The following is a 22837-nucleotide window of genomic DNA, read 5'->3' as shown; positions in this document are numbered from 1 at the left end:
CAGGATCAGGCTGGTGGCGCACCCGTACGGGTACGCCACCAGCGGGTGCAGGTCAGAACGGCGTGTTCTTGCCCGTCGTGCAGGCGCTGTTCGAGCAGGAGCTGCCACATCCGTCACTCGTGGAGCACATCGTGGCCACCAGCGGGGTCGTGGACTCGATCACGCGTAGGTCGAGCTCGAAGTCGTCATCGAGCAGAGCCGAGTCCAGGCTCAGCGCCGGGGCATCTAGCGTCAGGGGCGGGGTCATGCAGTGTCCTCCTTGGAGTGGTGGTGTCGTGCTCGGCGTCCTGGCCGGTCAGGACTCGGTCGGCCAGGAGATTGTGATGACGCCCCGCGCCTTGCGGAGATGCGTCGCGCCTCGCGGTGTGACGGTCAGGTTCGCGCCGTCGGGCCAGTAGGCGATGTCGGCGTTGTCCGGCCGTCCGGCCTCGTCCCAGGCCTGGACCTGGGCGTTGAGGCGCTCGGCGGCCTGGTCAGCGTGCGGTCCCCAGGCGCGGGCACCGAACTCGACGCCGCTGCCGTCCAGGGGTCGGATCGCCAGGTAGGCGAACGAGTCGCCGACCGCGGTCCCAAATGGGAACCAGGTCTGAGCCTGCTGCCCGGCAAGTTCGGTATCCGGGTCGGCGTTGATCCGGCAGAACCCGTCCAGGAAAGACGCGTACCACAGGTGCAGGCCGGAGAACTCCTGACCGTGGGCCAGCGGCACCCCCGACCATGTCTCGACCACGGGGGTAGCCAGGACGCCGTCTAGCAGGTGCGGCTGGTCCGGCACCTCGTCGTCGAACCGGAGCGTCAAGAACCCACCGGCCGGATCAGGCAGGTGCAGCGCGTGCTCGTCGTGTCCGCCGATACCCTGCATCGGCACGAACCCACCAGGTTCGGCAGCCTCGGAGACGAGGTGGTCCCCGTCCCAGCGCAGCGCTACGGTCCGGGTCACCGACCGCATCCGTAGCGGCACCACCAGCCGCCCTCCCTCCGCGAGCTGCTCCAGCCAGGCCGGGGCGATGTCCCATGCGCCGACCGTCACCAGGATCGCGTCGAACGGGCCCTCGCCTTCCACCGGAAGCTCACCGTCCCCGGTCACGACCGTCACCCGGTCGCCGTATCCGGTCGCAGACAGGTACTCGGTTGCGCGATCGGTGACCCACGGGTCGATGTCGATGCTCACCACTGACCCTGCCTCGCCCACGACCTCGGCCAGCAGCGCCGCGTTGTACCCGCCGCTGCCGATCTCCAGCACGCGGGCATCAGGACCAACCTGCGCGAGTTCGATCATCCGGCCCTGTAATGACGCAGCTGACACCGACGATGTGGCCGCGCCATGCTCCTCACGCCGGGTGATCACAGGCCGATCCGGCGCGTATGCGTCCGTCAGCGGCGTGCCCTCGGGCACGAACGCTTCCCTCGGCACCGTGCGCAGCGCGCCAAGCACCGCAGGCGACGTCAAGTGGCCCTCCAACCAGGCCACCATCGCCTCGCGGGCGGAGCGCGCGTCGTCGGTCGTGCGGGTCGTGTCGGTCGTCAGATTCATCCTCATCCTTCGATCGGGGCCGGGGCCGGGGCGGTCGCCAAGGCCGGGTGCTGCTGAGTGTGGTGGGCACCGGACGGGCTGGCCACTGCGTGTGGCGCACTTGACTTCAGGCTTGTCGGAAGGCGGCTTCCTCGGGTCAGCCACCATGCGGGGCCCTCATCGCGCGCGGATGTGACCGTGGTGAGGGTCATGCGGCGACGCCTCCGCGCGCGGTGAGCGCGTCGCGCACGTATTTGTGTGCGAGGGCGACCACGGCGTCGGTTGTCAGGTGCGTGGTTTCGATGGTCTGCACGAGTGCGCCCTGGCCGGCGATGTGCTGGGCGGCCTCGCGGTGGTACGCAGCCTCTTCCTGGCTGGAAGCACGTTGGTCTTGGTATCGGTTGTGCGTCCCGCGTCGAGTTAAGCGCCTTCGAATGACTTCGTCGTCGGCCGTGAGGGCGAGAAGGAGATCAGGTGGGCGGACCGGCTGGTTGAGGGCACGGAGGTAGGCGGGATCCACGCGGTCCAGGCGTTGCATGACCAGGCCCGAGGCGATGTACCGGTCGGTGATCACGATCGCCCCGGCCGTGAGGCGCGGTTCGATCTCGTGGGCGAGGTGATGATGCCGGTCGGCGGTATAGAGGCAAGCGAGAGTGGCGCCGTCAGCGGTGTTCGTCATTGTGCGTGCGAGCGATCCGATAGGCCCGTCTGAGGGTTCAGCCGTCCGGTGCACTGTGTGGCCGTCGTCTGTCAGGCGGATTGTGAGCGCCCGGGTAAGAGTGGACTTGCCCACGCCGCTGGGTCCGTCGACCGCGACGAACAATCCCGCGCTCATCGGCGTGCTCACGGCAGGTCATGTGAGGTCATGGCCGCTTCGTGTCCCGTGTCTTGGTTGTGCTCAGGATGATGAGCAGGGCAGTCGGGCACGAGAAGTCGTACAGGGACCGGCACGATTGCCTCCTTGGGCGCAACTGAATGTCGACGCACGCCGGATTGGCACGCGTGCACGGCCACTGTGCGTCGATTCGACTCTGCGGGGGAGGGCATTCTGAGCGACCCGATCCGGCATTCTGGGCTAGGCCTCCCGGCGCCCGACGCCGGTCGCTATTCTGAGTGTTGGCCTTCATCTTCAGGGGAAGCGCGAGAGGGGGAAACCGTGGCCAACGAGCATTTGCGTCGGCTCAGGGAAGCGATGCCGTCGCCGTCGGGCAGCGGCTTGCCCATGACACGTGCAGAGCTTGCTGCGGCGGTGAACCAGTACATCTGGGCGACGACCGGCGAGGAATGCCACCTCGATGCCGACACCCTCGCCCGGTACGAGCGCGGGCAGCTCCGATGGCCTTGTGCCATGTATCGCGATGGGCTTCGTGCCGTCCTGGGTGTCGACACCGATGCCGGCCTCGGGTTCTTCCGGACGCGACGGGGGAGGAGCGCGATCCCTGACCTCAGCGCGTGGGTCGCTAGCTGGCCCGCCCCGCGTGATGTCGGCGAACTGCCAAATCCTGGCACGGGGATGGACGCGCTCCGCCGCGCAGTCCTGTCGCACACCTCGACCAAGTTAGTCCCAACTGACGCCCCTGACTCATCTGCTCCGGTGCGTCAACATGTGGCGACCGCATTCGAGGCATATCAGGCCGGCCGCTATGAGAACGCCGCGTACCACGCCTCCGCCGCGCTCGTTTCGATAGATCCGGAACCTGCGATGGCTGATGCCACCGACCCGCGCGTGATCGCGCTTGCCTGCCAGATCGCGGCGATCGTGCTGAGCAAGGCCAAGCACACTGATCTTTCCCGGCTTGTTGCCGATCGAGGCGTGACCGCCGCCGAGGCAGCGGGCGATCCATGCCTGCGACTGTCCCTCGTACGCACGGCTGCCTTCACGAAGGCCGCCTCCGGGGATCGCGCCGACGCCCTTGCCACAATCGCCACAGTAGCCCGCGACTTCGAGCCTCTGATGGGCAAGACACCGCTGTCGGCGTCGGTCTACGGCACGATGCTCCTGACCGGCGCGATGCTGGCGGCTGGTCAAGGCGATCACGCTGGCGCCGGCGATTACCTTGATGAGGCCCAGAACGCTGCGCAGGTCACGGGTACCGATCGGAACGACCTGTGGACCGCCTTCGGGCCATCCAATGTCGCGATTCACCGGACCAACGTTGCAGCCGCGGTAGGAGACATGGATACCGCCCTGGCGACCGGCGCACTGCTGCGAATAGAACACCTGCCGATAGAACGGCGGGTACGCCTTCATCTCGACGTTGCTCGGGCTAGCCTCGCGGTCGGTGACCGTGAGGACGCGCTCGCAACGCTCGTCCGGGCAGAGATGGTGGCGCCCTCGCAGGTTCGCCACCACCAGATCACGCGCTGCATCGTTACCCAGCTGATCTCAAGCGCCCCACGGCGCCCTGGGGCCGAGCTCAGCCGCATGGCCGACTTGGCTGGTGTTCCCATCACCCCGGCCTGACGGTATATCCAGTCCTTGACTGTCCTCGGCGGCGTGCTGGCGGCAATTTGTGCCTCCCGGCTACGACACGACGAGACGCCGGGTGAAGCCCGCGTCCACGAGCCGGTCGTACGCAGCCTGCACCGCTGTAGGAACCTGGACCGGCACCGCGAACCCGGCCTCGGCATACACCCACAGGCGCTGCGTGTCGCCGACGAGCATGTTCAGCACCCGCTCCGGGTCACCGATGGACTCGATGTATTCCTCCAGCTCCAGCCAGCGTGCCGAGCACACTAGATCGAGCTCGGGCCAGACTTTGCGGGCGGTCGCCCACGCGCGTCGTTGCTGGTACGGCTTGCTGATGATCGTTGCCGACGATGCTTTCACGTCATGCGCAGCTAATAGATCACGCGTGAACGTGAAGTTCTCGCTGGTATTGACCGCCCTCGGTTCGATGATGATCGCCTTCTGCGGGACACCGAATTCCTGAGCTCGCTCAGCGAAATGCGTCGCCTCGCCGCGCGGGAACCGCTCGACCGTCGTTGGTGCATTCGCTCCCGTGAACACCACGGTCGGGAAGCGCCCCTTCTGAAAGAGGTCGGCGGTGTGCTCAGCCACCCCGATGTCGTGGCTGCCCAGGCCGATCCCGATGTCTGTCGACCGACCCTCGTCAGGTACTTGGTGAAAGTCCCACAGGACCTGAGCGTCCTGCATCACGCTGGTGGAAAACATGGCGGTCAGTCTGGCATGCCGCCAGCACATGCAGAGGGTGTGTTTCGGGCCAAGGACTACTCGGCCAAGACGTTCACGCCTCGGTCATGTGACACGGTGCGCCAGATTGCCGTCCGGCAATCTGGCACCCAGGGCTGCGCTTGTGTGACCGGGGTCACTACTCTGAGCGGACGGCTCGCCGGGGGTGGTCTGCCATGGGTGGGCGGGTCCGGATCGAGGAATGTGAGGTGGTCGATGTCGAACGTGCGGCTGCGACGTCGTCGTGAATTGACTCTTTCACCTTCTGGCAGTGGTCACCCGATGACCCGTGCAGAGCTTGCCGAGGCCGTCAACCAGTACCTCTGGAAGACGACAGGCAAAGACCTCCACCTCAGCGTAGATACGTTGCGTCGCTACGAGCACGGGCAGATCCGTTGGCCGGGTGGCATGTACCGGGAAGCACTTCGCGTGGTCCTCGGCGTCGAGACAGATGCTGACCTCGGATTCGTTCCTACACCCCGTGGCAGGACTGCCGTGCGGAAGAATTCGGCGTTTCAGGTCGGCGAAGCCAACCTTCCAGGTGAATTGATCCATCACGCCGGCGATGCCAGGCCATCACCGGCTACTCCACCTATGCCATCCGGCGCCTGGGCGACGATGCCCTTGGGCGTCGTCGCGGCGTCATCTACCCACCGAAGTCCGACAGCCCCCAAAGGTGAGGCTGATGCGGGTCCCGCGGCCGATGAGGCTGCTCGGGAATCGTGGTGGCACCTTGCGACGGCGACGGCGGCAATCGACCCGACGGGAATTGCGACTGTGCACGACGAGATAGTGCGCCTGGCGCGCCAGTACGACATTCTTCCTCCAGCCAAGGTGCTGGTTGATGCTCGCGGTACGCGTGACCTGGCCTATGGTCTGCTCGAGCAGACGCGCCGGCCGGCGCAGCTGACGAGCCTCAACCTTGACGCTGGAATCTCCTGCGCCCTGCTGGCAGTGGCGAGCTTCGATCTAGGACAGCCCGAAGCCTCGGTGGCTCAAGCGCGTGCAGCAGCCAAGTACGCGGACGTCATCGGGCACGCCGGGCTGAAGGCATGGTCGACCGGCCACCTGAGCCTGGTGGCCTATTGGTCCGGCAATCCACGTGACGCTGTGCGTATCGCAGATCTGGCTCTTGCCGCTGCTCCGGACGGAAGCGCGAGCGCACGCCTACACGCTGTGCGGGCTCGCGCCTGGGCCTTGATAGGCGACCAGCGTGAGGTCGCTGACTCGTTGCAACGTGCCGATGAAGCCCTGGCCTCCTCTGATGGAACCGAAGAAGTACACGACGAGATCGGCGGTGAATTCGGCTGGGGGCTCACGCGCAACGCGATGTGCGCGGGGACTGCGCTCGTGACGGTCGGCGACGCCGTTGAGGGTGCTGACCGTCTCCGCGAGACAATCGCAGCAGCTCCTGGCACGGTCTCGGGCCACCTTGTCAGGCGGTCTCGGATTGATCTTGCGTCCGCCGAGCTAGCCGCTGAGCGCTTCGATGCCGCGGTCGACCAGCTGCGGTACATCTGGTCTACGCCCGTGGACCAACGTCGAGTAGGGCTTACCGGTCGCCTTGATCGCGTCCAGAATGCTCTGGGCCATCCGAGATGGAAGAAGTACCAGCCCGCACACGCTCTGAAAGACCAGATCACAGCGTTCACCGGGGAAGCTGATGATCACCGCTCGCTACTTCTCGCGGGTGGCGTCGCCTCCGGTGCGATCGCTCCATAGCGTGACCAGGTGTTCCTCGCGGGCAGGGTTCATACCGTGCTCGTCCTGTCGTGGGTGATACACCGGCTGTTGCTTCTGGTAGCCGGCCCAGGTGTCGAGGACGGTCTCTCGCAGGGGCCTGCACGTGAACCCGGCTGCCGCCGCCTTAGAGCCGTTGACCTGCCACGTCCCGAGGTTGGTGCGCCACAGGGGGATCTCCGTCCACTGGCGTACCCCCTGTTCGATGAGCCACGCGTCGTTCGCGTGGACCGGAGTCGCCTCTCCCTCGGTGGCTTCGAGGCATGCATCGATCAGATCGCCGTAGGTGGCGTGGCCGAACGGAGCTGTCAGGTTGTATATGCCGGGTCGCGCCGCCGCGATCTGGTCCAGGGCAAAACGCGCGACATCGCGTACGTCGACCGGCTGAATCCTGGGATCACGGGGAGGCAGCAGCCACGCCGCGTCGCGCTGCGCATGCTCGAAGAGCGACAGCATTCGACCGGTGTACTCCCCGGGACCGAGGATTACCCCGGGGCGCAGGATCAGGGCACCTCCTGGCGCAGCCGCCGCTGCGAGCTCACATCCCGCCTTAAGAGTTCCGTACTGGAAAGGCCCGGGCAGCCCGGCCACATCCGGGTCCGACTCACGCGCGTCCATGCGCGTCGGCCACAAGTCATCCGACTCCTCAACGGGACGATCCGGCCAGTCTCGGTACGCCGACACCGTCGACAGCAGCACATAGAGACCCGCGCTGTCACCAAGTTCCGCAAGCGCCTGGTTCACGTCCCCCGGTTCGTAGGCGGAGGTGTCGACGGTCGCGTCCCACGGTCCGCTTTCGCTCAGCCGCCGAAGATCATCCGCGCTCCTACGGTCACCAGTGACGTGCTCGACACCTTCAGGTGGCAGACCGCTGCGACCGCGGGTCAACGACGTCACCTCCCATCCCCGGGCGAGCGCGCTCTGCGCGAGTTCACGACCAAGGAACCAGGTGCCGCCGAGGATGAGGATGCGCATGGCCGCGATCGTGCCTGACAGCACCGCTTGAGCACCAGGCATGCGACTGATGTGTCCACACCCTGATACACCGAGGCCGCCCTGCCTGGTGGGCGCTCTTGCCGTTTAGGCTCTCAGCAAGTTTCGCGACGCCCACCATGCTTGCGGAACCCAGTCGGGACGCACGGGACAACAGACGTCAGCGGCCCGGCGATGGAGGCAGCACTTCGATTGGAGAACCGACAGCGTGGGCTTTGTGGATGATGCGGCATTGATTCTCGACGACCTGGTCGCCCTGCGGCGGCGGATCCATCAGCACCCCGAGGTCGGACTGCATCTGCCGAGAACGCAGGCGGCGGTACTGGAGGCGCTGGACGGGCTGCCGCTGGAGATCACAGTCGGTGCAGGGCTCAGCTCGGTGGTCGCCGTGCTGCGTGGGGTTCTCCAGGGATCAACCGAGCAGGGGCCGACTGTGTTGCTGCGCGGAGACATGGACGGTCTGCCGATCATGGAGGACTCGGGTGAGCCGTTCGCCGCGACCACCGGCACGATGCACGCGTGCGGGCACGATCTGCACGTGGCCGGCCTGGTCGGTGCCGCGCGTCTGCTCAGCGCAAGGAAGAGCGAGCTCGCGGGCAATGTCGTCTTCATGTTCCAGCCCGGCGAAGAGGGACCCGGAGGAGCACTCCCGATGATCGAAGAAGGCGTCCTGGACGCGGCCGGCGCGGCCGTCGATGCGGCGTTTGGCATCCATGTCACCGGCCTGTACAACAAGGGTCTCTTTGTCTCCAAAGCGGGCCCCGCCTGGGCAGGCAACAGCGTCCTGAACGTGACCGTTCACGGCCGGGGTGGTCACGGCTCCTCACCATGGATGTCAGTCGACCCGGTGACGGTCGCGGCCGAGATCGTCATGGCGCTCCAGTCGTACACGACCCGGCGGATCAACGTGTTCGACCCGGTGGTTATCACGGTCGGTGAGCTGCACGCGGGAACGGCGTCCAACGTCATCCCGTCCACCGCTCGGCTCGTAGCGTCCGTGCGCACCCTGTCGCACGCATCGCTGGAACAGCTGGCTGTCGAACTGCCACGGCTCGTCGCAGGCGTTGCGGACGCGCACGGCTGCACGGCCGACGTCAGCTTCCAACCGGAATATCCGGTGACAGTGAACGACCCCGACATGTGGGACCACGCGAAGACCACCCTGGGCGGCATGTACGGGGCTGACCGGGTCTTCGAGCGGCCCAATCCGATCATGGGGGCCGAGGACTTCTCCTACGTCCTGGAGCGAGTGCCGGGGTGCTTCATCCAGCTCGGGGCTCGGCCCGACGACGTCCCAGCAGAGGATGCGCCCTCCAACCACTCCGCAGTCGTCAGGTTCGACGACTCCGTGCTCGGCGACCAGGCGGCGGCACTTGCGGAGCTGGCGGTCGTCGCCCTGACGAAATTGGCGGTCTCACTGCCCTAAGCGTGGCGCCCATCAGCGGCGTCGTCCCTGCACCTGGACTCGACTCGATGAGCGATCTGGTTTTGCTGCGATAGAAGAGAGGGCGACCGACTCAAGGGCTCGAAGGCGATTGCCGTCTGGTGCACCAACGTCAAGCAACGCGAGTTCGACTCTCAATCGCCACCATGTCACGCATCGAGGCAGGCATTCTGGCCCGTCAGTTCCGGCATTCTGACGCATCGGCTCCCCATCCGTGACGTCGGTCGTTACTGTGAGCGGTGCCGTCATCTCTATCTCCACGCGGTCCGTTCGAGGAGGAAGCTGTGGCCAACGGGCACTTGCGTCGACGTCGTGAAGCGACCTTGTCACCATCGGGCAGCGGCCTGCCGATGACGCGTGCCGAGTTGGCGGCCTCCGTGAATCAGTACGTCTGGAAGACGACAGGCAAGCACTGTCACCTGGACGTTGACACCCTTGCTCGCTACGAGCGCGGCCAAATCCGATGGCCTCGTGCCATGTACCGCGATGGTCTCCGTGCTGTCCTGGGCGTCGAGACCAATGCTGAGCTCGGGTTCTTCCCGACCCGGCGAGGCAAGACTGCGGTCCCGGGCGGTCCAGTACAGGCTGCCCGTCAGACTGTTGCCTCGGCTGAGTTGGCCGAGCCCGTGGATCGACGCCAATTTCTGCAGACGCTGACCGCTGCCAGCTTGAGCGTCTCCTTGGACGGTTTCGCTCGCGAGCTTGAGGTGCTTGCGCCAGCTCGGGTGGTGTCAGAGGCGGACATCGCACGCCTGCGATCGGTGGGTGAGTTCTTCACGTCGTGGGCTCACGTTCATGGTGGGCAGGAGCTCGGGCACGCCGTCTCTGCTGAGATGTCCTCTGCGGTGGATCTGCTCAAGACCTCGTGCCCGCCGCGGCTTCGACCGCACCTGTCGACGGCCGTGGGGCAGCTCGGGGTGGCGATGGGGTCCCTACTTTTCGATGCTCATCAGCACCAGCTAGCCGCGAGGATCCTGGCATTTGCGACGCAATGCGCGGAAGCCGGCAACGACTGGAACCTGCGGGCGAAGGCCCTTTCGTGGCGGGCACGCCAGGCGGTATGGATCGGCGATGTGAACGGGGGCCGGTCGCTCGCGCAACTCGGTCTGGTGCATGCTGATCGCCTCACCCCGACGGAGCGAGCGATGCTGCATACCGCGGTCGCCCGTGCCCAGGGTCGGCTCGGTGACGTGCAAGCCACGCTCCGTGCAATCGGAGCGGCCGACGATGCGTTCGCGGACGCCGACCCCGCAAACGACGTCCCTTGGATGACGTACTACGACCATGCCCAGCACTCCGGTGACACTGGCCATGCCCTGCACGAGCTAGCCGTTCACGGCGTAGAAGTCGAGGAGGCCACTAGCCGGCTCGCCACCGCAGTGGCCGAGCACCCCGACGCATATATCCGGTCGCGTGCGTTCTCCGGGTTCAAGCTGGCCGCTCTGACGATGCGCACCGGGGACCCGAATCAGGCAACCAAGATCGCTGAGGATGCGGTTCGTGATGCGGAAGGTGTTCGGTCTCTGCGCGTGAGGCGTACCGCATTGGAGATCGTCGCGCCCGCCCAGCGCCATCGCGCGAGTATCGACGTCGCTCGGCTGCTCATCTCCCTGGAGACCGTCGGGACTGCTGCATGACGACTATGCGTCAGGTGCTCGACCATGCATGCAGGGAAGTCGGGCTCTCGTCCGCCGGCGCGGTGCTTCTTCGTGACGGTGAGAACCAGGTCTACGGGCTGCCGGGCAAGGTCGTCGTCCGGATCAGCAAGCCGGGGCAGGGGGGCGTCGCTGCGCGTGAGGTCTTCCTCGGCCGCTGGCTCAACGACAACGGTGTGCGTGCGGTCGAGCCGCTCCCGGTCCCGCAGCCGGTCGTTGTCGCAGGCCACCCCATCACGTTCTGGCAAGAGCTCGCGCCGCGGAAAGCCGGAACACCGCGGCAGGTTGCGCAAGCGCTGAAGCAGCTGCACGCTCTCCCGGTTCCCGATGAGTTCGCACAGCACAAAGTCGCACCGTTCGTCCGCCTGCACGAGCGGGTCACCTCTGCGCAATGGTTGTCCGACGACGACCACCGCTGGCTGCTTGCCCGGCTCGCTGAGCTCCTGGCTCGCTGGGAACGACGGCCTCTGGGCCTGCCCGAGGCAGTGATCCACGGAGACGCATGGGCCGGAAACGTCGTCGACGTCGACGGGCAGGGTGTCACCTTCATGGACCTTGAACGTTGCTCAGTCGGGCCGCCCGAGTGGGACCTGACATCCACAGCATGCAGGCTGACCAGCTTTGGCACCCTGACGGCGGCGAAGTACGCCGAGTACTGCGACGAGTACGGAAGCGATGTCACTCAATGGGAAGAGTTCGAGCTCTTCCGCGATATCCGGGAGCTACGAGTGACGTGCTTCGCCGTGTACGTCGCCCAGGGGCGTACGAACCTTCGTGACGACGCGCATGTCCGTGTGAACAGCCTGCGCGGCCGTAACGGACCGCGCCCCTGGGACTGGCAGCCGATCGAATGACGCGTGACTGTCCGTCGGATCCCGGCAGGTTGGCATGTCTGTGACTTCGGTGGACCAGGACCTCTCGGACGGGGAGGGGAGGACTGTGCACAACGAGCACCTGCGCCGTCGGCGTGAGGCGACCCCGTCGCCGTCGGGAAGCGGCCTGCCGATGACCAGGGCTGAGCTTGCCGCGGCGGTGAATGAGTACATCTGGAGCACCACAGGGGAGCGCCGACACCTCGATGTCGACACGCTCGCTCGGTACGAGCGGGGCCGGTCTCGTTGGCCGGGCTCGGTCTACCGTGCTGGGCTCCGCGCCGTCCTGGGCGTCGAGAGCGACGCCGACCTCGGGTTTCATCCCACGCGGCGGGGCCGTGGTTCGAGTCCGGCGACGATCGCGAAAGTCCAGGCCAAGCTGCCGGACGAGGCACCTAGCGGGTTGTTTGAGCGCCTCAAGCGTTTGGAGTCGGACTACGACAACCGGCCAGCGGGATTGCTCCTGGTCGACTCAGCTCGCCTGCTGTCGGAGGCAATGTCCCAGGACCGAGGCCCGGAGCGTGAACGGCTCGCTGGCGAGGCTCTGGCTGCGGCTCTGCTCGGCAAGATCGTCTGGGATGCATCGGCCCGCCGCGACAGTGTGGCTCCTCGGCGGTATTTTCAGCAGTCCGCGGAGGCAGCAGCAAGGGCCGGGGACAGGGTCGCCGAGGCCAGCGCGTGGCTGCGGACCTGCTACGTGGCGCTCTATAGCGACAAGGCCCCGCAAGACGGCCTGGCTCTAGCGCGGCGGACCGCGGACGTTGCCGCGAGGTCGAGCAAGGTCTTGGCCGGACTGGGGCTCCTGCATGCGGCAGAGGCGCTCGGGATGCTCGGGTCGGCGCGCGAGGCGATGCGAGCGCTGGCCGATGCCGAGAACCTCCTCCAGGCTGCGGCCCTCGATGACCCCGCTGCGCTCTGGTTCTCGCCCGATACGGTGGACCGGATGGCGGGATCGGTCTTCGTCTCTCTGGGGGATGGTCGGCGCGCCGAGCGGCGCCTCCAAGCAGCCGCGACCCGGACACCGGAAGGATCCAAGGCGCGGGCGATGGTCACCGCGAACCTCGCGCTGGCGTTGATCCGGCAGCGGCGCCCCGAAGAGGCCGCAGTCGTGCTGGGCGAAGCACTCGACGTTGTGGAGTCCACCCGTGGTGGTGGAGGAATGACGATCGCGTTTCAGGCCGGCCGCGAGCTTGCGCCGTGGCGGGACGTGGGCGAGGTAGCCGATATCCGCGAACGACTCCTGTCTCTGGGGGCCTCATGACCGGCAGCCCCCGACCGGAGCACGCCGACGTGGACCGGCAAAAGGGAGCACTGCGCCGCTTGGTGTGGAACCGGCTTGAGGACGCGGGAGTTGTCGAGCCAGGTGTCCATGGGCACATACCTGACTTCGAGGGAGCCGATGCTGCCGCGCACCGCCTGACTGGGCTCAAGGCGTGGACCACTGCCTCAGTGATCAAGGCGGTTCCGGATGCTGCGCAACGTCCCGTACGTGCCCTTGCTCTGGTGGCAGGGAAGTGCGTCTACATGGCCGTCCCACGACTGGCAGAGCCCCGTCCGTTCCTACTCCTGGACCCTGCTGTTATGCCGGGGCCGCGCGATGCGGCTGCTGACCGCCACGAAGCCGCACGCCTTGGGGAGCTGGTCGACGTCGGGCAGATGTCGCCTGTCGATCTCGTGGTGACCGGGAGTGTTGCTGTAGATGCGTCGGGTGGTCGGCTGGGCAAGGGTGCTGGCTACGGTGATATTGAGGTGGCACTGCTGACCGAAGCGGGAGTCATCGGGGACAAGACGACGATCGTCACTACCGTTCATGACCTGCAGGTTGTGGACACGGCAGTTCCTGAGGCAGGCCACGATTTCCATGTCGACCTGATCATCACGCCAACCCGCGTCATCAAGACCTCGACTCGAAAGCGCCCCGCGGACATTAACTGGGCGGTCTTACCCGCATCGATGATCCGTGAGATTCCGGTACTTGCCGCACGGCGTGCAACAGGCAGGTGACAATTCACATCCCCGCGATTCAGGCGCCCGCCCAGAACGTATTCACCTTCTACGGCGACCTGACGAAGCCCGACACAGAATGCCGGACTACTACTTTCTGAATGCCCTCCTGCAATGCAGGTGCGCTGGTCGATGGTGGATGCACTACCGATCATCGCGCGATCTGCCCGCCCTCGAGGCGTGACAGGCCGCCGCGCGAGGAGGCCCGATGAAGGACAACCCGCAGAGCACCATGCGCCGTCGCATGGTGGCACTGGACATCGATGGGACGCTCGTGCCCGATGGCACGACCAACCTTCCTGATGCGACGAAGGAGGTCGTGGCCGACGCTACTGCGGCGGGACATCCCGTGGTCCTGGCGACAGGTCGCTCGCTGGTCGGAGCATTGCCCATCGCCGTTGACCTCGGCTTGAACGGCTCCTGGATCGTGGTGTCCAACGGCGCCATGATCGCGCGGGTTGACGAGTCGGCGCCCGGCCGGTATCAAATCCACACCCGCCGAACACTCGTAGTCGAGCCGGTGCTCCGCCTCGCGCGCGCACTGTGTCCGACGGTGCGTATCGCGATCGAGAAAGTTGGATGGGGCTACCGCGTCTCGGAGATCTTCCCAAAGGGACGGATAAACGGCCGGCAGCTTGTCGTGAGCCAGCACGAGCTTGATCAAGGCGCAGCAACACGTGTCGTGCTCGCTGCACCGGACATCGCCGAGCTGCTACTGGAGCCGCTGTGTGCCCTCGGGGTCGTCGTCTACGCCGCTCCCCACGCACTGGACGTGACACCTCCCGGAACGTCGAAGGCAGCCGCGCTGGAATCCGTACGGATGATGCTGGACGTCGCGCCGGAGCGCACAATCTTCGTTGGTGATGGGATGAACGACTTACCTGCGATGGCGTGGGCCGCAGAGTCCCACGCCATGGGGCACGCGCCGAGCGCCGTACGAGCCGCCGCGGACCACGTCACCGGGACACTCGCCGAGCACGGCGCTGCGCTCGTGCTGCGGACCATGCTCGAGGGCCCCGTGACCAGCGGAGTGGCACAGTGACGGCCATCGCGTCGCCGGCGCCACTGGACGACCAAGTCCGTGCCGTCGTGGACGAACTGCACCCGCGCGCACCTTTCCGGCCTCGATCCCGCGCCGCGACCACTCCGGCTACGTATTAAGCACGGCCAACCCGAAAACGTAGCCGTTCCCGCGAAACCGGGAGCGCTCGAAGAGCTGGCGGGGTCAGCGAGCAGGCGCTGCTGATACCCGCCACCCCGGCCGGTGATGTGCCGGAGAAACCGTCACCGGCCGGGTCCCAGCACCCCCAGGAGATACGCAATGCCGACCTACCTGCACTATCCCGGCCACCAGAGGGCCAACCGCAGCGAGCCAGACCAATGTGCGAGCGTGCACCGCTCGATCGGGAGCGACCTGTGATCGCCACGCACAACCGTCTCGGGCAACGCGGTCTCGATGGCCAGCACGGGCAGCGCAGGCCGGATGATCCGGCGCAGTCGCTGGCGGACGGCGACCTCGCCAGGATGCTGCTCGCCGTCGAGCTGGCGATGACGACCACCCGGGGGTCCTGGGACGAGGTCACCGACGCGCTGCTGGCCGCCAAAAAGAGGCCGCTCGACCGGTCCGCGCGCGCCGACCTGTTCTACGGGGCCCCGGCGCTCACCTTTGTTCTGGACACGACAGGCGCCCAATACCGTGCGCGGTGGGCACACGAGCTCGCCGCACTGGACCAAATACTCGTGGAGCTGACCGCTGAGCGGTTCGAAGCCGTCAACGACCGGATTGAGGCGGGAGCACCGACGCACGGCAGCGAGTTCGACCTCATGACAGGTCTGACCGGGCTCGGGATGGTGCTGCTGCGCCGCGCCGTACACCAGCCCGCGCGCGGCACCGCGCTCGACGAGGCAGTCAGCGGGGCACTGTCAGGCGTCTTGTCCTACCTGGTCGACCGTTCAAAAGACCGCATTCTCTCGGAGGTGCTCCTCCCCGGGTGGTGGAGCGCCAGCGCCCCCCAGCCCACAACACCGGTGGGGGACAAACAACCGAATGGGTACGCGGATTTCGGGATGGCACGTGGCGGCGCGGGCATTCTTGCGTTCCTCGCAGCGAGCTACCGTGCCGGCTACGCAGTGCCGGGTCAGGCTGAGGCGATCCGGCACATCACCGGCTGGTACACGCGGTGGAGGCAGGAGACCCCCGACAAGGTGACCTGGTGGCCCCAGCAGCTGAGCCTGGACGAGCTCCGCACGGGGCGCGTGCACCAACCAGGCCCGTCAGAGCCAACGTGGGCGCACGGGACCCCGGGCATCGGCCGGGCGCTGCAGATGGCCGGAATCGCGTTGGGTGACGAGCGCGGCCGAGTCGTAGCTGAGGACGCCGTCGCGTCGTGCCTGACCCAGCGTGAACTAAACCGGCTCACCGAGCCTGACCTGTATGTCGGAACCGGGGGGATGTATCTGACAGTGCTGCGCGCCGCCGAGGATGCCGAAGCATTCATGGCCCTACACAGGCGAGGGCACTCGCTTGAGACCAGCCGCCTGGGCGTGGCTGCCGACGCAGTGTCTCGCACCAGCCGAGTCCTCCCGGACCCAGACGACACCGAGTTCTTGTGGGGGCGATTCGGAACACGCCTAGTCTTCGAGTCACTACGCACCCGGGCGGCCCCGGTCTCCGGCGCCGACGGCGTCCTCGGGATCGGATGGGCCGAATGACCGGCACGGTCATCTACCTACCCACCGCCGACAAACTGACTGACCCGACCCCGGTATCCCCCGGTCCGACGCCTGATGCAGCGGACGTCGCGGGGTGGTCCCAGCTCGATGTTCTGTTCCCCGAGACGGACTGCGCCAGCGGGCCGGACGTTGTGGCCGTGATCCTAGACGGGCTGTGCGCTCACCGAGGGGGTCGCTGGTGGTTCCTGAACCACGACAAGGGCTGGCGCGTCTACCTCCAAGATCTCCTGGTGGAGGAGGCGATACTCGTGCTGAACCGGCCCGGGGCACTCGACAACCCAGTGCCCTGGACCGCAACGTCCCCACCTACACCCGAACCTCGCCTGACCAGGCCACGGTCGACACAACCCAAGTACGACGCAGACCGGCGCCGTGCACTCATGGACCTGCACTGCGCGGACAGTCGGGGGGTCCTGGACTACGCGCGCGACCGGCCGCTGCTGGCGCCGCGGCACATCGCCGGGATCTTGACCACGGTGATATGCCGCGCAGCGGGCTTGAGCGACGCACAGACCGCCGACTTCGTCGATGAGCACTGGCTTGGGGCGGCACCGTTGGCAGAGCCGGCCCGGATCCGGGCTCATGGCCTGACCGAGATGCTCAGTGCCCTCCTGCGTACGCCCGCTGCGGCGCTCCTGGATCTTGACCCGTACGCGGCCCGTTGGGCAGCAGAGCTCACCCACGCGGCCACTCGGCTAGGCGCTACCAACCAGGGCTTCCTCCCGACCCCGCGCACGGCGGTGCCTGAGGCGCTGCGTCTCGACCTTCGTCTAGTAGTAGCAGCGCAATGGAACCGGCTCGGTTTCTCACCGACCGACCAGCAGATCCTGGCCGTCGCTATCCGCAACGCATTGTGGTCCCAGGAGAGACGATGACGACCCAGTCCCGATCAGCGGTTTCGCTCCCTGATATGAGCAGACTGCGGGGCGCACCGCGGGCTCACGGTTCGATCGACAAAGCTGGCCTGGCTTCGGTCACCCGGCTGCTCCCGCTGGTCGCCCGCCCGCGTCCGCACATCGGGCCGTTGACACGACGCATCGACGCCGTCGACCAGATGTCTCGGGAAGCCCATGCGGTCCGCGACCCGGTCGAGGCGGTCGTGACTGCGACCCGGGCCCTCGGCCGGGCCGCGATGGTCGCCGAGGACTGCGGGGCGCTCGACCTGGCGCGCCAGTTGTGCCAGTCCCACCTGCGCGCGTACGTCGAACCGGCGCGGCGCCTGACCGCGCCGCAGGCTGCCCGGATGCTCGGGCCCGGGATCACCCTGGCGCGCTTGCACGGTCTGGAGAGCGGTCCGGGTCAGGTCGTGGCCGGGCTGCGCCTGCTGCTGCACGCCGTCCACGGGCTGGTGCCGGTCCGGATCGGCGATGCGCGGCTACCCCTGGGCAACGTCCTGGCGACTCCTGAGGAACGCCGCACCCTGGAGTACCAGGTCCGTACGCACCTCCTGGTTGGCGGGATCACCGCCGAGACTGCGGTCGGCCGTTGGTCGGCGGCAGCCGACCTGGCCGAGACCTACGACCGGGCCAGTTCCCGGCTGCTCGAGGGCCGGCAGGCAATGATCGTCGACCGGATCATGAGGGGGGACATGCCCGCGGCGTGCCGAGTCATCGACGCCTGTGAGCCACGACAGGCGTGGGAGCAGCAGGTGCGGGACTGCCTGACCGTGTTGTGCGTACCACCTGCGCGGCGCGGTGAAGCGACCCGGGAGATGCTCGACCGGTACGACGCCCGGACACCAGTGGACGACGGCGACGTCGGCTTCCGGATTCGCCTGGCCCTGCTCGTTGCCTCGATCGCCTGTCTCAGTTCGGACCTGAAGGTCCGTCGAGCTGGTGAGGACATCGCGCACCGGGTCGTGACCGATGCCTGCGACCTGATGGATGGACCCGCCGCGCGGGATGTCCTGCGTCACCCGCTGGTCCGTGTCGCGACCGGCACGGAACAGGTCTACCTAGCGCGGGTCGTGGCGCGGTCAGGCCTTGCCGGCGGCGCCTTGATCGGCCGCGCCCGCACCCGACTGCTCGACGCCGCCGCGCTCGCCCAGACAGTGCTGGAGCAGGCGTCATGACCACGACCAGCATCGGCGTCGACCGGGTCGCTCATGCTCTGAGCCAGATCGCCGCACTGTGCCACGTGAAGCTGATCGAGGTCAGCGTCCGACCGGAGGCGCTGTGGTTCGAGACAGCCAGACACACAGAGCAGGTTCTCCTGCTGGCCGCACAGGTCGCGACCCGTGACTGCTCTGGTGCCGCGTTCCTCGCGGCGGTCCTGGACCTGGACCCGGCCACGTCGAGATTCGAGATTCTCAAGCACGAGGAGTTCGACCCAGGCGCCAGCGTGCCGGGCAGGTGCACGCAGTGCCCTCGCTGGCGGGGATGGATGGCCGGCTCGCACCGGCATACGCCGTTGTCGGTCACGGTGGGGTGCGCGCGGCAGGACGGGGCGAGCCCAGTTGAGGGCTAAGGGGGTGTGGGTGCTGGCGAGGCTCTACCGGGAGTGGATGGTGGCCTGTCGCGTACGGCGTCACTGTGGCGATGAGGAGTCGAGTGCATGGGCGGGTGGGCGGTGAGGAACGAACAGCTCCGGACCCAGCGAAAAGCGACGTCGTCGCCCTCCGGCTCTGGGCAGGCGATGTCGAGAGCGGAGCTTGCCGCAGCGGTCAATGAATACGTCCGTGTCAAGACGGGGCGGTCAGGTGGGCTGCGGGGGAGCGAGATCGGTCGATACGAGCGTGGGGAGGTCCGCTGGCCGAGCAAGCTGTACCGCGAGGCGCTGCGGAAAATCCTGAAAGCCAGGTCAGACCAGGAGCTCGGCTTCTTCCCCACTCCGCGAGGCCTGAGCCCGCACGAGGCACGGGCTCGAGCAGCGATCACCCAAGGCTCACTCCCGCCGCCGCCGGCGGCCACCCCGGGCAGCCATCTCGCCGGCGTTCAGGTCATCGCTCAAGCCTTGATCCGGAACGACCGCAAGTTCCTCGTGGTCGATGATCAGGGACTGGGATGGTCCCACCTGCCCGGGGGCTCCATTGATGGTCAGCCCGTCCACAGCACACTCCTACGACACGTGGCCGAACAGACCGGTCTGGTGGCCACGATTGCCGGATTCGCAGGGGTCGTCGATCATCACCACTCCCGGACTGGCGAGGTTCACAGCGTGATCACCCTGGTGTTCGAGGCCCACGTCGACATCACTGCCGCCGACCGGGACGAGCTCCGCCCCGGAGTCGAGTGGCTCGCTTTGGCCGAGCTGGCTGAACGTGATGTGCGTCCCGCAGCCCTCAAAGACGCACTCCTCAGTGGTGCGGACGGTTCGTTCTGGCGCCCGTGGACGATCTGACTCGAATGGCCCCGATGTGCGTCCCGTTCGAGTCGGGACAGCGTCGGACCTGGCTCGGGCTACACCCGGGATCCCGTGTCGCCGTATTGATCGCTGGTAGCAGCGATGGTGCGCCTGCCGCTCTCGGGGACGGGCCCCCTACTCGCTGGGGTGCCCTACGGTGAAACCTTGCTCGTCGCCGTAGCCGAGGATCGATTCCTGCCAGTCCGCGAGCCCCTCGGTCAGCGTCCTCGAGCCGGTATACGCCTGGCCGACGGTGTCGGGGTAGATGGTGTTGGCGTGGACCTGGTAGGGCAGGTACTGCCAGCCGGGCAGGACGTGCGTTGCGGAGTCGGCAAGGATCCGGTTGATCTGCTGCCCACCGAAGTATTCAGGCTCTTGGGCGAGGAAGGCGGGGTCGGTCAGGTCCCGCATCGTGGCCGGGAACGCGCCGGCGTCCAACCGCGTGGTGACACCATCGCCGATGTTGGCGTACTTCAGGAACGCGTAGGCCAGTTCCTTGGCCTGGCTGGCTTCGGTGAGCGCGAGGGCGGATCCGCCGAGTTCGGCGGTCTGGTTGGCGCCCTCGGTCCACTGGGGCATGCGGGCCACGCGCCAGTCGCCGGACGCCGGGGCAGCGCCGGTGGTGAGGTTGGCGGGCATCCAGGCACCGGTCACCAGTGCGGCGATCGAGCCGTCGCTGAGGCCCTGGAACCATTCGTCGGACCAGTCGGGGATGTCGGCGACCAGGCCGGCGTCGATGAGCTGCTGCCACATGCGCGCGAACTTCAGCGTGCCCTCGTCGGCCAGATCCACGGTCACGTCGGTGCCCTCGACCTGGAAGGGGTGGCCGCCGGCCTGCCAGATCATGGAAGTCGTGACCGTCGCGATCCCGTTGTCCGCGGTAATGTAGGTGTCGGGGTCGTGGGTGTGGATCGCCTCGGCGGCGTCGATGAACTCCTCCCATGTTGTCGGCACGGCCACGCCGGCGTCGGCGAAGACTCGCTGGTTGTAGAACAGGGCCATCGGCCCGGAGTCCATAGGCAGCGCATGCACGGCGTCGGTGCCGCCGGTGACGGCGTCCCAGGTGCCCGGGGAGAACGTTCGACTCAGGTCGGTTGCGCCGTATGGGCTGAGGTCAGCCAGCGAATCGGCGATGGTGAACTGGCGCAGGGCGTGGTACTCAACCTGAGCGATGTCCGGCACGCCCGAACCGGCACTGATCGCGTTCTGCAAGGAAACGTAGTGGTCGTTCCCTGTGCCGACGTTCGCGAGCTCGACGTCAACGTTCGGGTAGTCGGCCTCGAAGTCCGCCACGACCTGGTTCAGCGTGGGCTCCCACGCCCAGATCAGGAGCTCACCACCCTCGGTCAGCAGGTCGTCCCGTCCGCTGGTGCCAGCCGACGGGTCGACGGTCCCGGCGTCGTCGTCGAGCCCGGCTGTGCACGCGGAGAGCGCCAGGAGCGCGCAGAGCGTGGTGAATGCCGCGGCAACGGAGCGGTGGTGGCGTGGGGGAGTGGGCATGGCGGGGATTCCTCTCGGAAGGCAGGTGGGAGGTCTTACGTGCGGCTGCAGGGCAGGCTCGTGCGGGCCCAGAACGGTGGCGCGCAGGTCTGTCCGGCCCATGGGCCTGGGCTGCGTTAGACGCTGACGGGGTCCCGCTGCGCCGAGCCGGGCGCGTGGGTGGGCTCGAAGGTGACCGGGAGGGTGGCCGCGGAGCGGGCCCACAGGCCGGGCACGAAGGGGAGGTCCTTGATCGGGACGTCCAGCTTCAGCGCGTGCAGCTGAATCAGAGCCTGCTCGACGGCGGTCTTGGTGATGATCCGAGACACACGGGATGCGGGGCACCGGTGCACGCCTGCGCCGAATCCGAGGGTGGCGCGACTGGTGGAGGCCCAGATGAGGTCGGCGCCTTCGTGCTCGGTCTTGGTGGCGTGCGCGACCGCGCACACGATCGCCTCGCCCTTGCGCAGCATGCGTCCGCCGAGCTCGGTGTTGCCGGTGACGAACCGGGCGGGGGTGTGCCAGGTGGGGGACTGGGGGGGCTCCCCCCGTTTGGTGGACACGCTGATACTGGATCTGCTTGATCCGGAGGAAGCGAGTCAGATTTATGTCCATGAAGGACTATTCGGACGAGTTCAGGGCTGATGCTGTGGCCCTGTACGAGTCCACGCCCGGGGCGACGTTGCGTGGGATCGCAGCCGACCTCGGGGTGAGCAGAGGGACGTTGCGGGATTGGGTCGTCAAGGCCCGTGCGGGCCGGGGCGAGGAACCCTCGTTGCGGGGCCCGCGGATCAAGTCTGAGACGGTCGGCAAGCCACCGTCGGGGCGGGTGGCCGAGCTGGAGGCGCAGGTCAGGAAGCTCGAGGCGGAGAAGGCTCTGCTGACGACCGAGCGCGAGATCCTGCGCAAGGCGGCGAAGTATTTCGCCGGGGAGACGAACTGGTGAACCGCTTCCAGTTCGTTGCCGATCACCTGGACACCTTCGAGGTGAAGCGGATGTGCGTGGTGCTGGGGATCAACCGGTCCTCGTACTACAAGTGGGTGGCCGGAGCAGCGAAGCGGGCGGTCCGGCAGGCCGCCGACCAGGCCCTGGCCGAGCAGATCCGGGCCGTGCACGCCGAGTGGGACACGACCTACGGTGCCCCGCGGATCACCCCGGAGCTGGCCGACAAGACGGGCCGGCCGGTCAACGAGAAGCGGGTCGCGAGGGTCATGCGCCGGTTCGGGATCGTGGGTCTGCACCTGCGTAAGAAGGTCCGCACGACGGTGCCGGCCACGGACGCGCCGATGGTCCCTGACCTGCTGGAGCGGGACTTCACTGCGGATGCGCCGAACCGCAAGTACGTCGGCGACATCACCTATCTGCCGACCGGGGACGGGCAGTTCCTCTACCTCGCCACGGTGATCGACTGCTTCAACCGGCGCCTGGTCGGCTGGGCGATCGCCGACCACATGCGCGACACCCTGGTGATCGACGCCCTGGAAGCCGCGCAGCGGGAACGCGGGTCGCTGGCCGGGGCGATCTTCCACTCCGACAACGGCGCCCAGTACTGCTCCGCTGGCTTCCTGGCCGCTTGCGCCAGGCTGGGCGTGACCGTCTCACGCGGCAAGGTGGGCACGAGTGCCGACAACGCTCTGGCCGAGAGTTTCAACGCTGCCCTGAAGCGCGAGACGCTGCAGGGCAAGCGCCGCTGGGACGGGGCCCGGGCCTGCCGTCTGGCCGTGTTCCGGTGGATCATCCGCTACAACACACGACGTAGGCACTCCTACTGCGGCTATCTAAGTCCTATCGACTACGAGAACGCTCATACTGCTACACTCGACCTTGCCGCATGACACAAAGCCGTGTCCACCATTCGGGGGGAAGCCCCT

The 22837-nt window shown here is 67.2% G+C and carries 21 protein-coding genes; 14 read left to right on the top strand and 7 right to left on the bottom strand.

Annotated features, from left to right (window positions below):
• Nucleotides 1-52 precede the first annotated feature (52 nt).
• From fxlA to tmk, 3 genes are all read right to left on the bottom strand, one after another.
• On the bottom strand, nt 53-247 hold the full coding sequence (fxlA, locus tag APR04_RS28805) for an FxLD family lanthipeptide (RefSeq protein ID WP_253877789.1): 195 nt from the start codon (nt 245-247) through the stop codon (nt 53-55).
• A 48-nt stretch (nt 248-295) separates the two neighbouring features.
• A complete protein-coding gene (gene fxlM / locus APR04_RS28800; RefSeq protein WP_253877787.1) occupies nt 296-1531 on the bottom strand; it encodes a methyltransferase, FxLD system in 1236 nt (411 codons plus the stop codon).
• A gap of 187 nt (nt 1532-1718) precedes the next feature.
• Nucleotides 1719-2357 (bottom strand): dTMP kinase, encoded by a 639-nt coding sequence (gene tmk / locus APR04_RS28795; protein WP_253877786.1) that lies wholly within the window; start codon nt 2355-2357, stop codon nt 1719-1721.
• Nucleotides 2358-2666: 309 nt separating this feature from the next.
• Between tmk and APR04_RS28790 the strand changes: the two genes are divergently transcribed.
• Nucleotides 2667-3974, top strand: a complete 1308-nt coding sequence (locus APR04_RS28790; protein WP_253877784.1) for a hypothetical protein — start codon at nt 2667-2669, stop codon at nt 3972-3974.
• A gap of 60 nt (nt 3975-4034) precedes the next feature.
• On the opposite strand, the gene APR04_RS28785 is transcribed toward APR04_RS28790, so the two are convergent.
• Nucleotides 4035-4685 (bottom strand): YdcF family protein, encoded by a 651-nt coding sequence (locus APR04_RS28785; protein WP_253877782.1) that lies wholly within the window; start codon nt 4683-4685, stop codon nt 4035-4037.
• A 234-nt stretch (nt 4686-4919) separates the two neighbouring features.
• On the opposite strand from APR04_RS28785, the gene APR04_RS28780 reads away from it, so the two are divergent.
• Nucleotides 4920-6425 (top strand): NsdA family TPR-like regulatory protein, encoded by a 1506-nt coding sequence (locus tag APR04_RS28780; RefSeq protein WP_253877780.1) that lies wholly within the window; start codon nt 4920-4922, stop codon nt 6423-6425.
• Here APR04_RS28780 and APR04_RS28775 read toward each other — a convergent pair.
• Nucleotides 6381-7418 (bottom strand): NAD-dependent epimerase/dehydratase family protein, encoded by a 1038-nt coding sequence (locus tag APR04_RS28775; RefSeq protein WP_253877778.1) that lies wholly within the window; start codon nt 7416-7418, stop codon nt 6381-6383. The two genes, APR04_RS28780 and APR04_RS28775, sit on opposite strands and share 45 nt — an antisense overlap.
• Before the next feature lie 226 nt (nt 7419-7644).
• Here APR04_RS28775 and APR04_RS28770 point away from each other — a divergent pair, with 226 nt between their 5' ends.
• From APR04_RS28770 to APR04_RS28720, 11 genes are all read left to right on the top strand, one after another.
• Nucleotides 7645-8862 (top strand): M20 metallopeptidase family protein, encoded by a 1218-nt coding sequence (locus APR04_RS28770; protein WP_253877776.1) that lies wholly within the window; start codon nt 7645-7647, stop codon nt 8860-8862.
• A gap of 302 nt (nt 8863-9164) precedes the next feature.
• Complete coding sequence (locus tag APR04_RS28765) at nt 9165-10517, top strand: NsdA family TPR-like regulatory protein (protein ID WP_253877774.1); 1353 nt, start codon at nt 9165-9167, stop codon at nt 10515-10517.
• A gap of 5 nt (nt 10518-10522) precedes the next feature.
• The gene (locus tag APR04_RS28760) at nt 10523-11389 is read left to right on the top strand and encodes a phosphotransferase (RefSeq protein ID WP_253877766.1); all 867 of its coding nucleotides are present in this window, start codon (nt 10523-10525) and stop codon (nt 11387-11389) included.
• A gap of 49 nt (nt 11390-11438) precedes the next feature.
• The gene (locus tag APR04_RS28755; protein ID WP_253877764.1) at nt 11439-12668 is read left to right on the top strand and encodes an NsdA family TPR-like regulatory protein; all 1230 of its coding nucleotides are present in this window, start codon (nt 11439-11441) and stop codon (nt 12666-12668) included.
• Entirely contained in the window at nt 12665-13411 is a 747-nt protein-coding gene (locus tag APR04_RS28750) for a 5-formyltetrahydrofolate cyclo-ligase (RefSeq protein WP_253877762.1), read from the top strand. The genes APR04_RS28755 and APR04_RS28750 overlap by 4 nt, the downstream gene beginning before the upstream one ends.
• 208 nt (nt 13412-13619) lie before the next feature.
• Complete coding sequence (locus APR04_RS28745) at nt 13620-14453, top strand: HAD family hydrolase (RefSeq protein ID WP_253877760.1); 834 nt, start codon at nt 13620-13622, stop codon at nt 14451-14453.
• Nucleotides 14454-14791: 338 nt separating this feature from the next.
• Nucleotides 14792-16123: a lanthionine synthetase C family protein gene (locus APR04_RS28740; protein ID WP_301313114.1), complete on the top strand. Its 1332-nt coding sequence runs from the start codon at nt 14792-14794 to the stop codon at nt 16121-16123.
• A gap of 518 nt (nt 16124-16641) precedes the next feature.
• Entirely contained in the window at nt 16642-17019 is a 378-nt protein-coding gene (locus APR04_RS28735; protein WP_253877756.1) for a hypothetical protein, read from the top strand.
• Between the two features lie 35 nt (nt 17020-17054).
• Nucleotides 17055-18215 (top strand): hypothetical protein, encoded by a 1161-nt coding sequence (locus tag APR04_RS28730; protein WP_253877754.1) that lies wholly within the window; start codon nt 17055-17057, stop codon nt 18213-18215.
• On the top strand, nt 18212-18610 hold the full coding sequence (locus APR04_RS28725) for a hypothetical protein (RefSeq protein WP_253877752.1): 399 nt from the start codon (nt 18212-18214) through the stop codon (nt 18608-18610). Before APR04_RS28730 ends, APR04_RS28725 begins: the two co-directional genes overlap by 4 nt.
• An 87-nt stretch (nt 18611-18697) precedes the next feature.
• On the top strand, nt 18698-19483 hold the full coding sequence (locus APR04_RS28720; protein WP_253877750.1) for an NUDIX domain-containing protein: 786 nt from the start codon (nt 18698-18700) through the stop codon (nt 19481-19483).
• A gap of 138 nt (nt 19484-19621) precedes the next feature.
• On the opposite strand, the gene APR04_RS28715 is transcribed toward APR04_RS28720, so the two are convergent.
• Complete coding sequence (locus APR04_RS28715) at nt 19622-20986, bottom strand: ABC transporter substrate-binding protein (protein WP_253877748.1); 1365 nt, start codon at nt 20984-20986, stop codon at nt 19622-19624.
• A gap of 116 nt (nt 20987-21102) precedes the next feature.
• A complete protein-coding gene (locus APR04_RS28710) occupies nt 21103-21528 on the bottom strand; it encodes a cytochrome P450 family protein (protein WP_253877746.1) in 426 nt (141 codons plus the stop codon).
• A gap of 44 nt (nt 21529-21572) precedes the next feature.
• On the opposite strand from APR04_RS28710, the gene APR04_RS28705 reads away from it, so the two are divergent.
• A protein-coding gene (locus APR04_RS28705) for an IS3 family transposase (RefSeq protein ID WP_253877744.1) occupies nt 21573-22801 on the top strand; the annotation gives its coding sequence in 2 pieces (ribosomal slippage) (nt 21573-21897 and nt 21897-22801; 1230 coding nt in all).
• Nucleotides 22802-22837: the final 36 nt, after the last annotated feature.

Origin of the sequence: Promicromonospora umidemergens (assembly GCF_024171995.1) — a bacterium.
GTDB lineage: Bacteria > Actinomycetota > Actinomycetes > Actinomycetales > Cellulomonadaceae > Promicromonospora > Promicromonospora umidemergens.
Note: the sequence above shows the minus strand (reverse complement) of the source record. Positions and strands in the feature narration are given on the sequence as shown.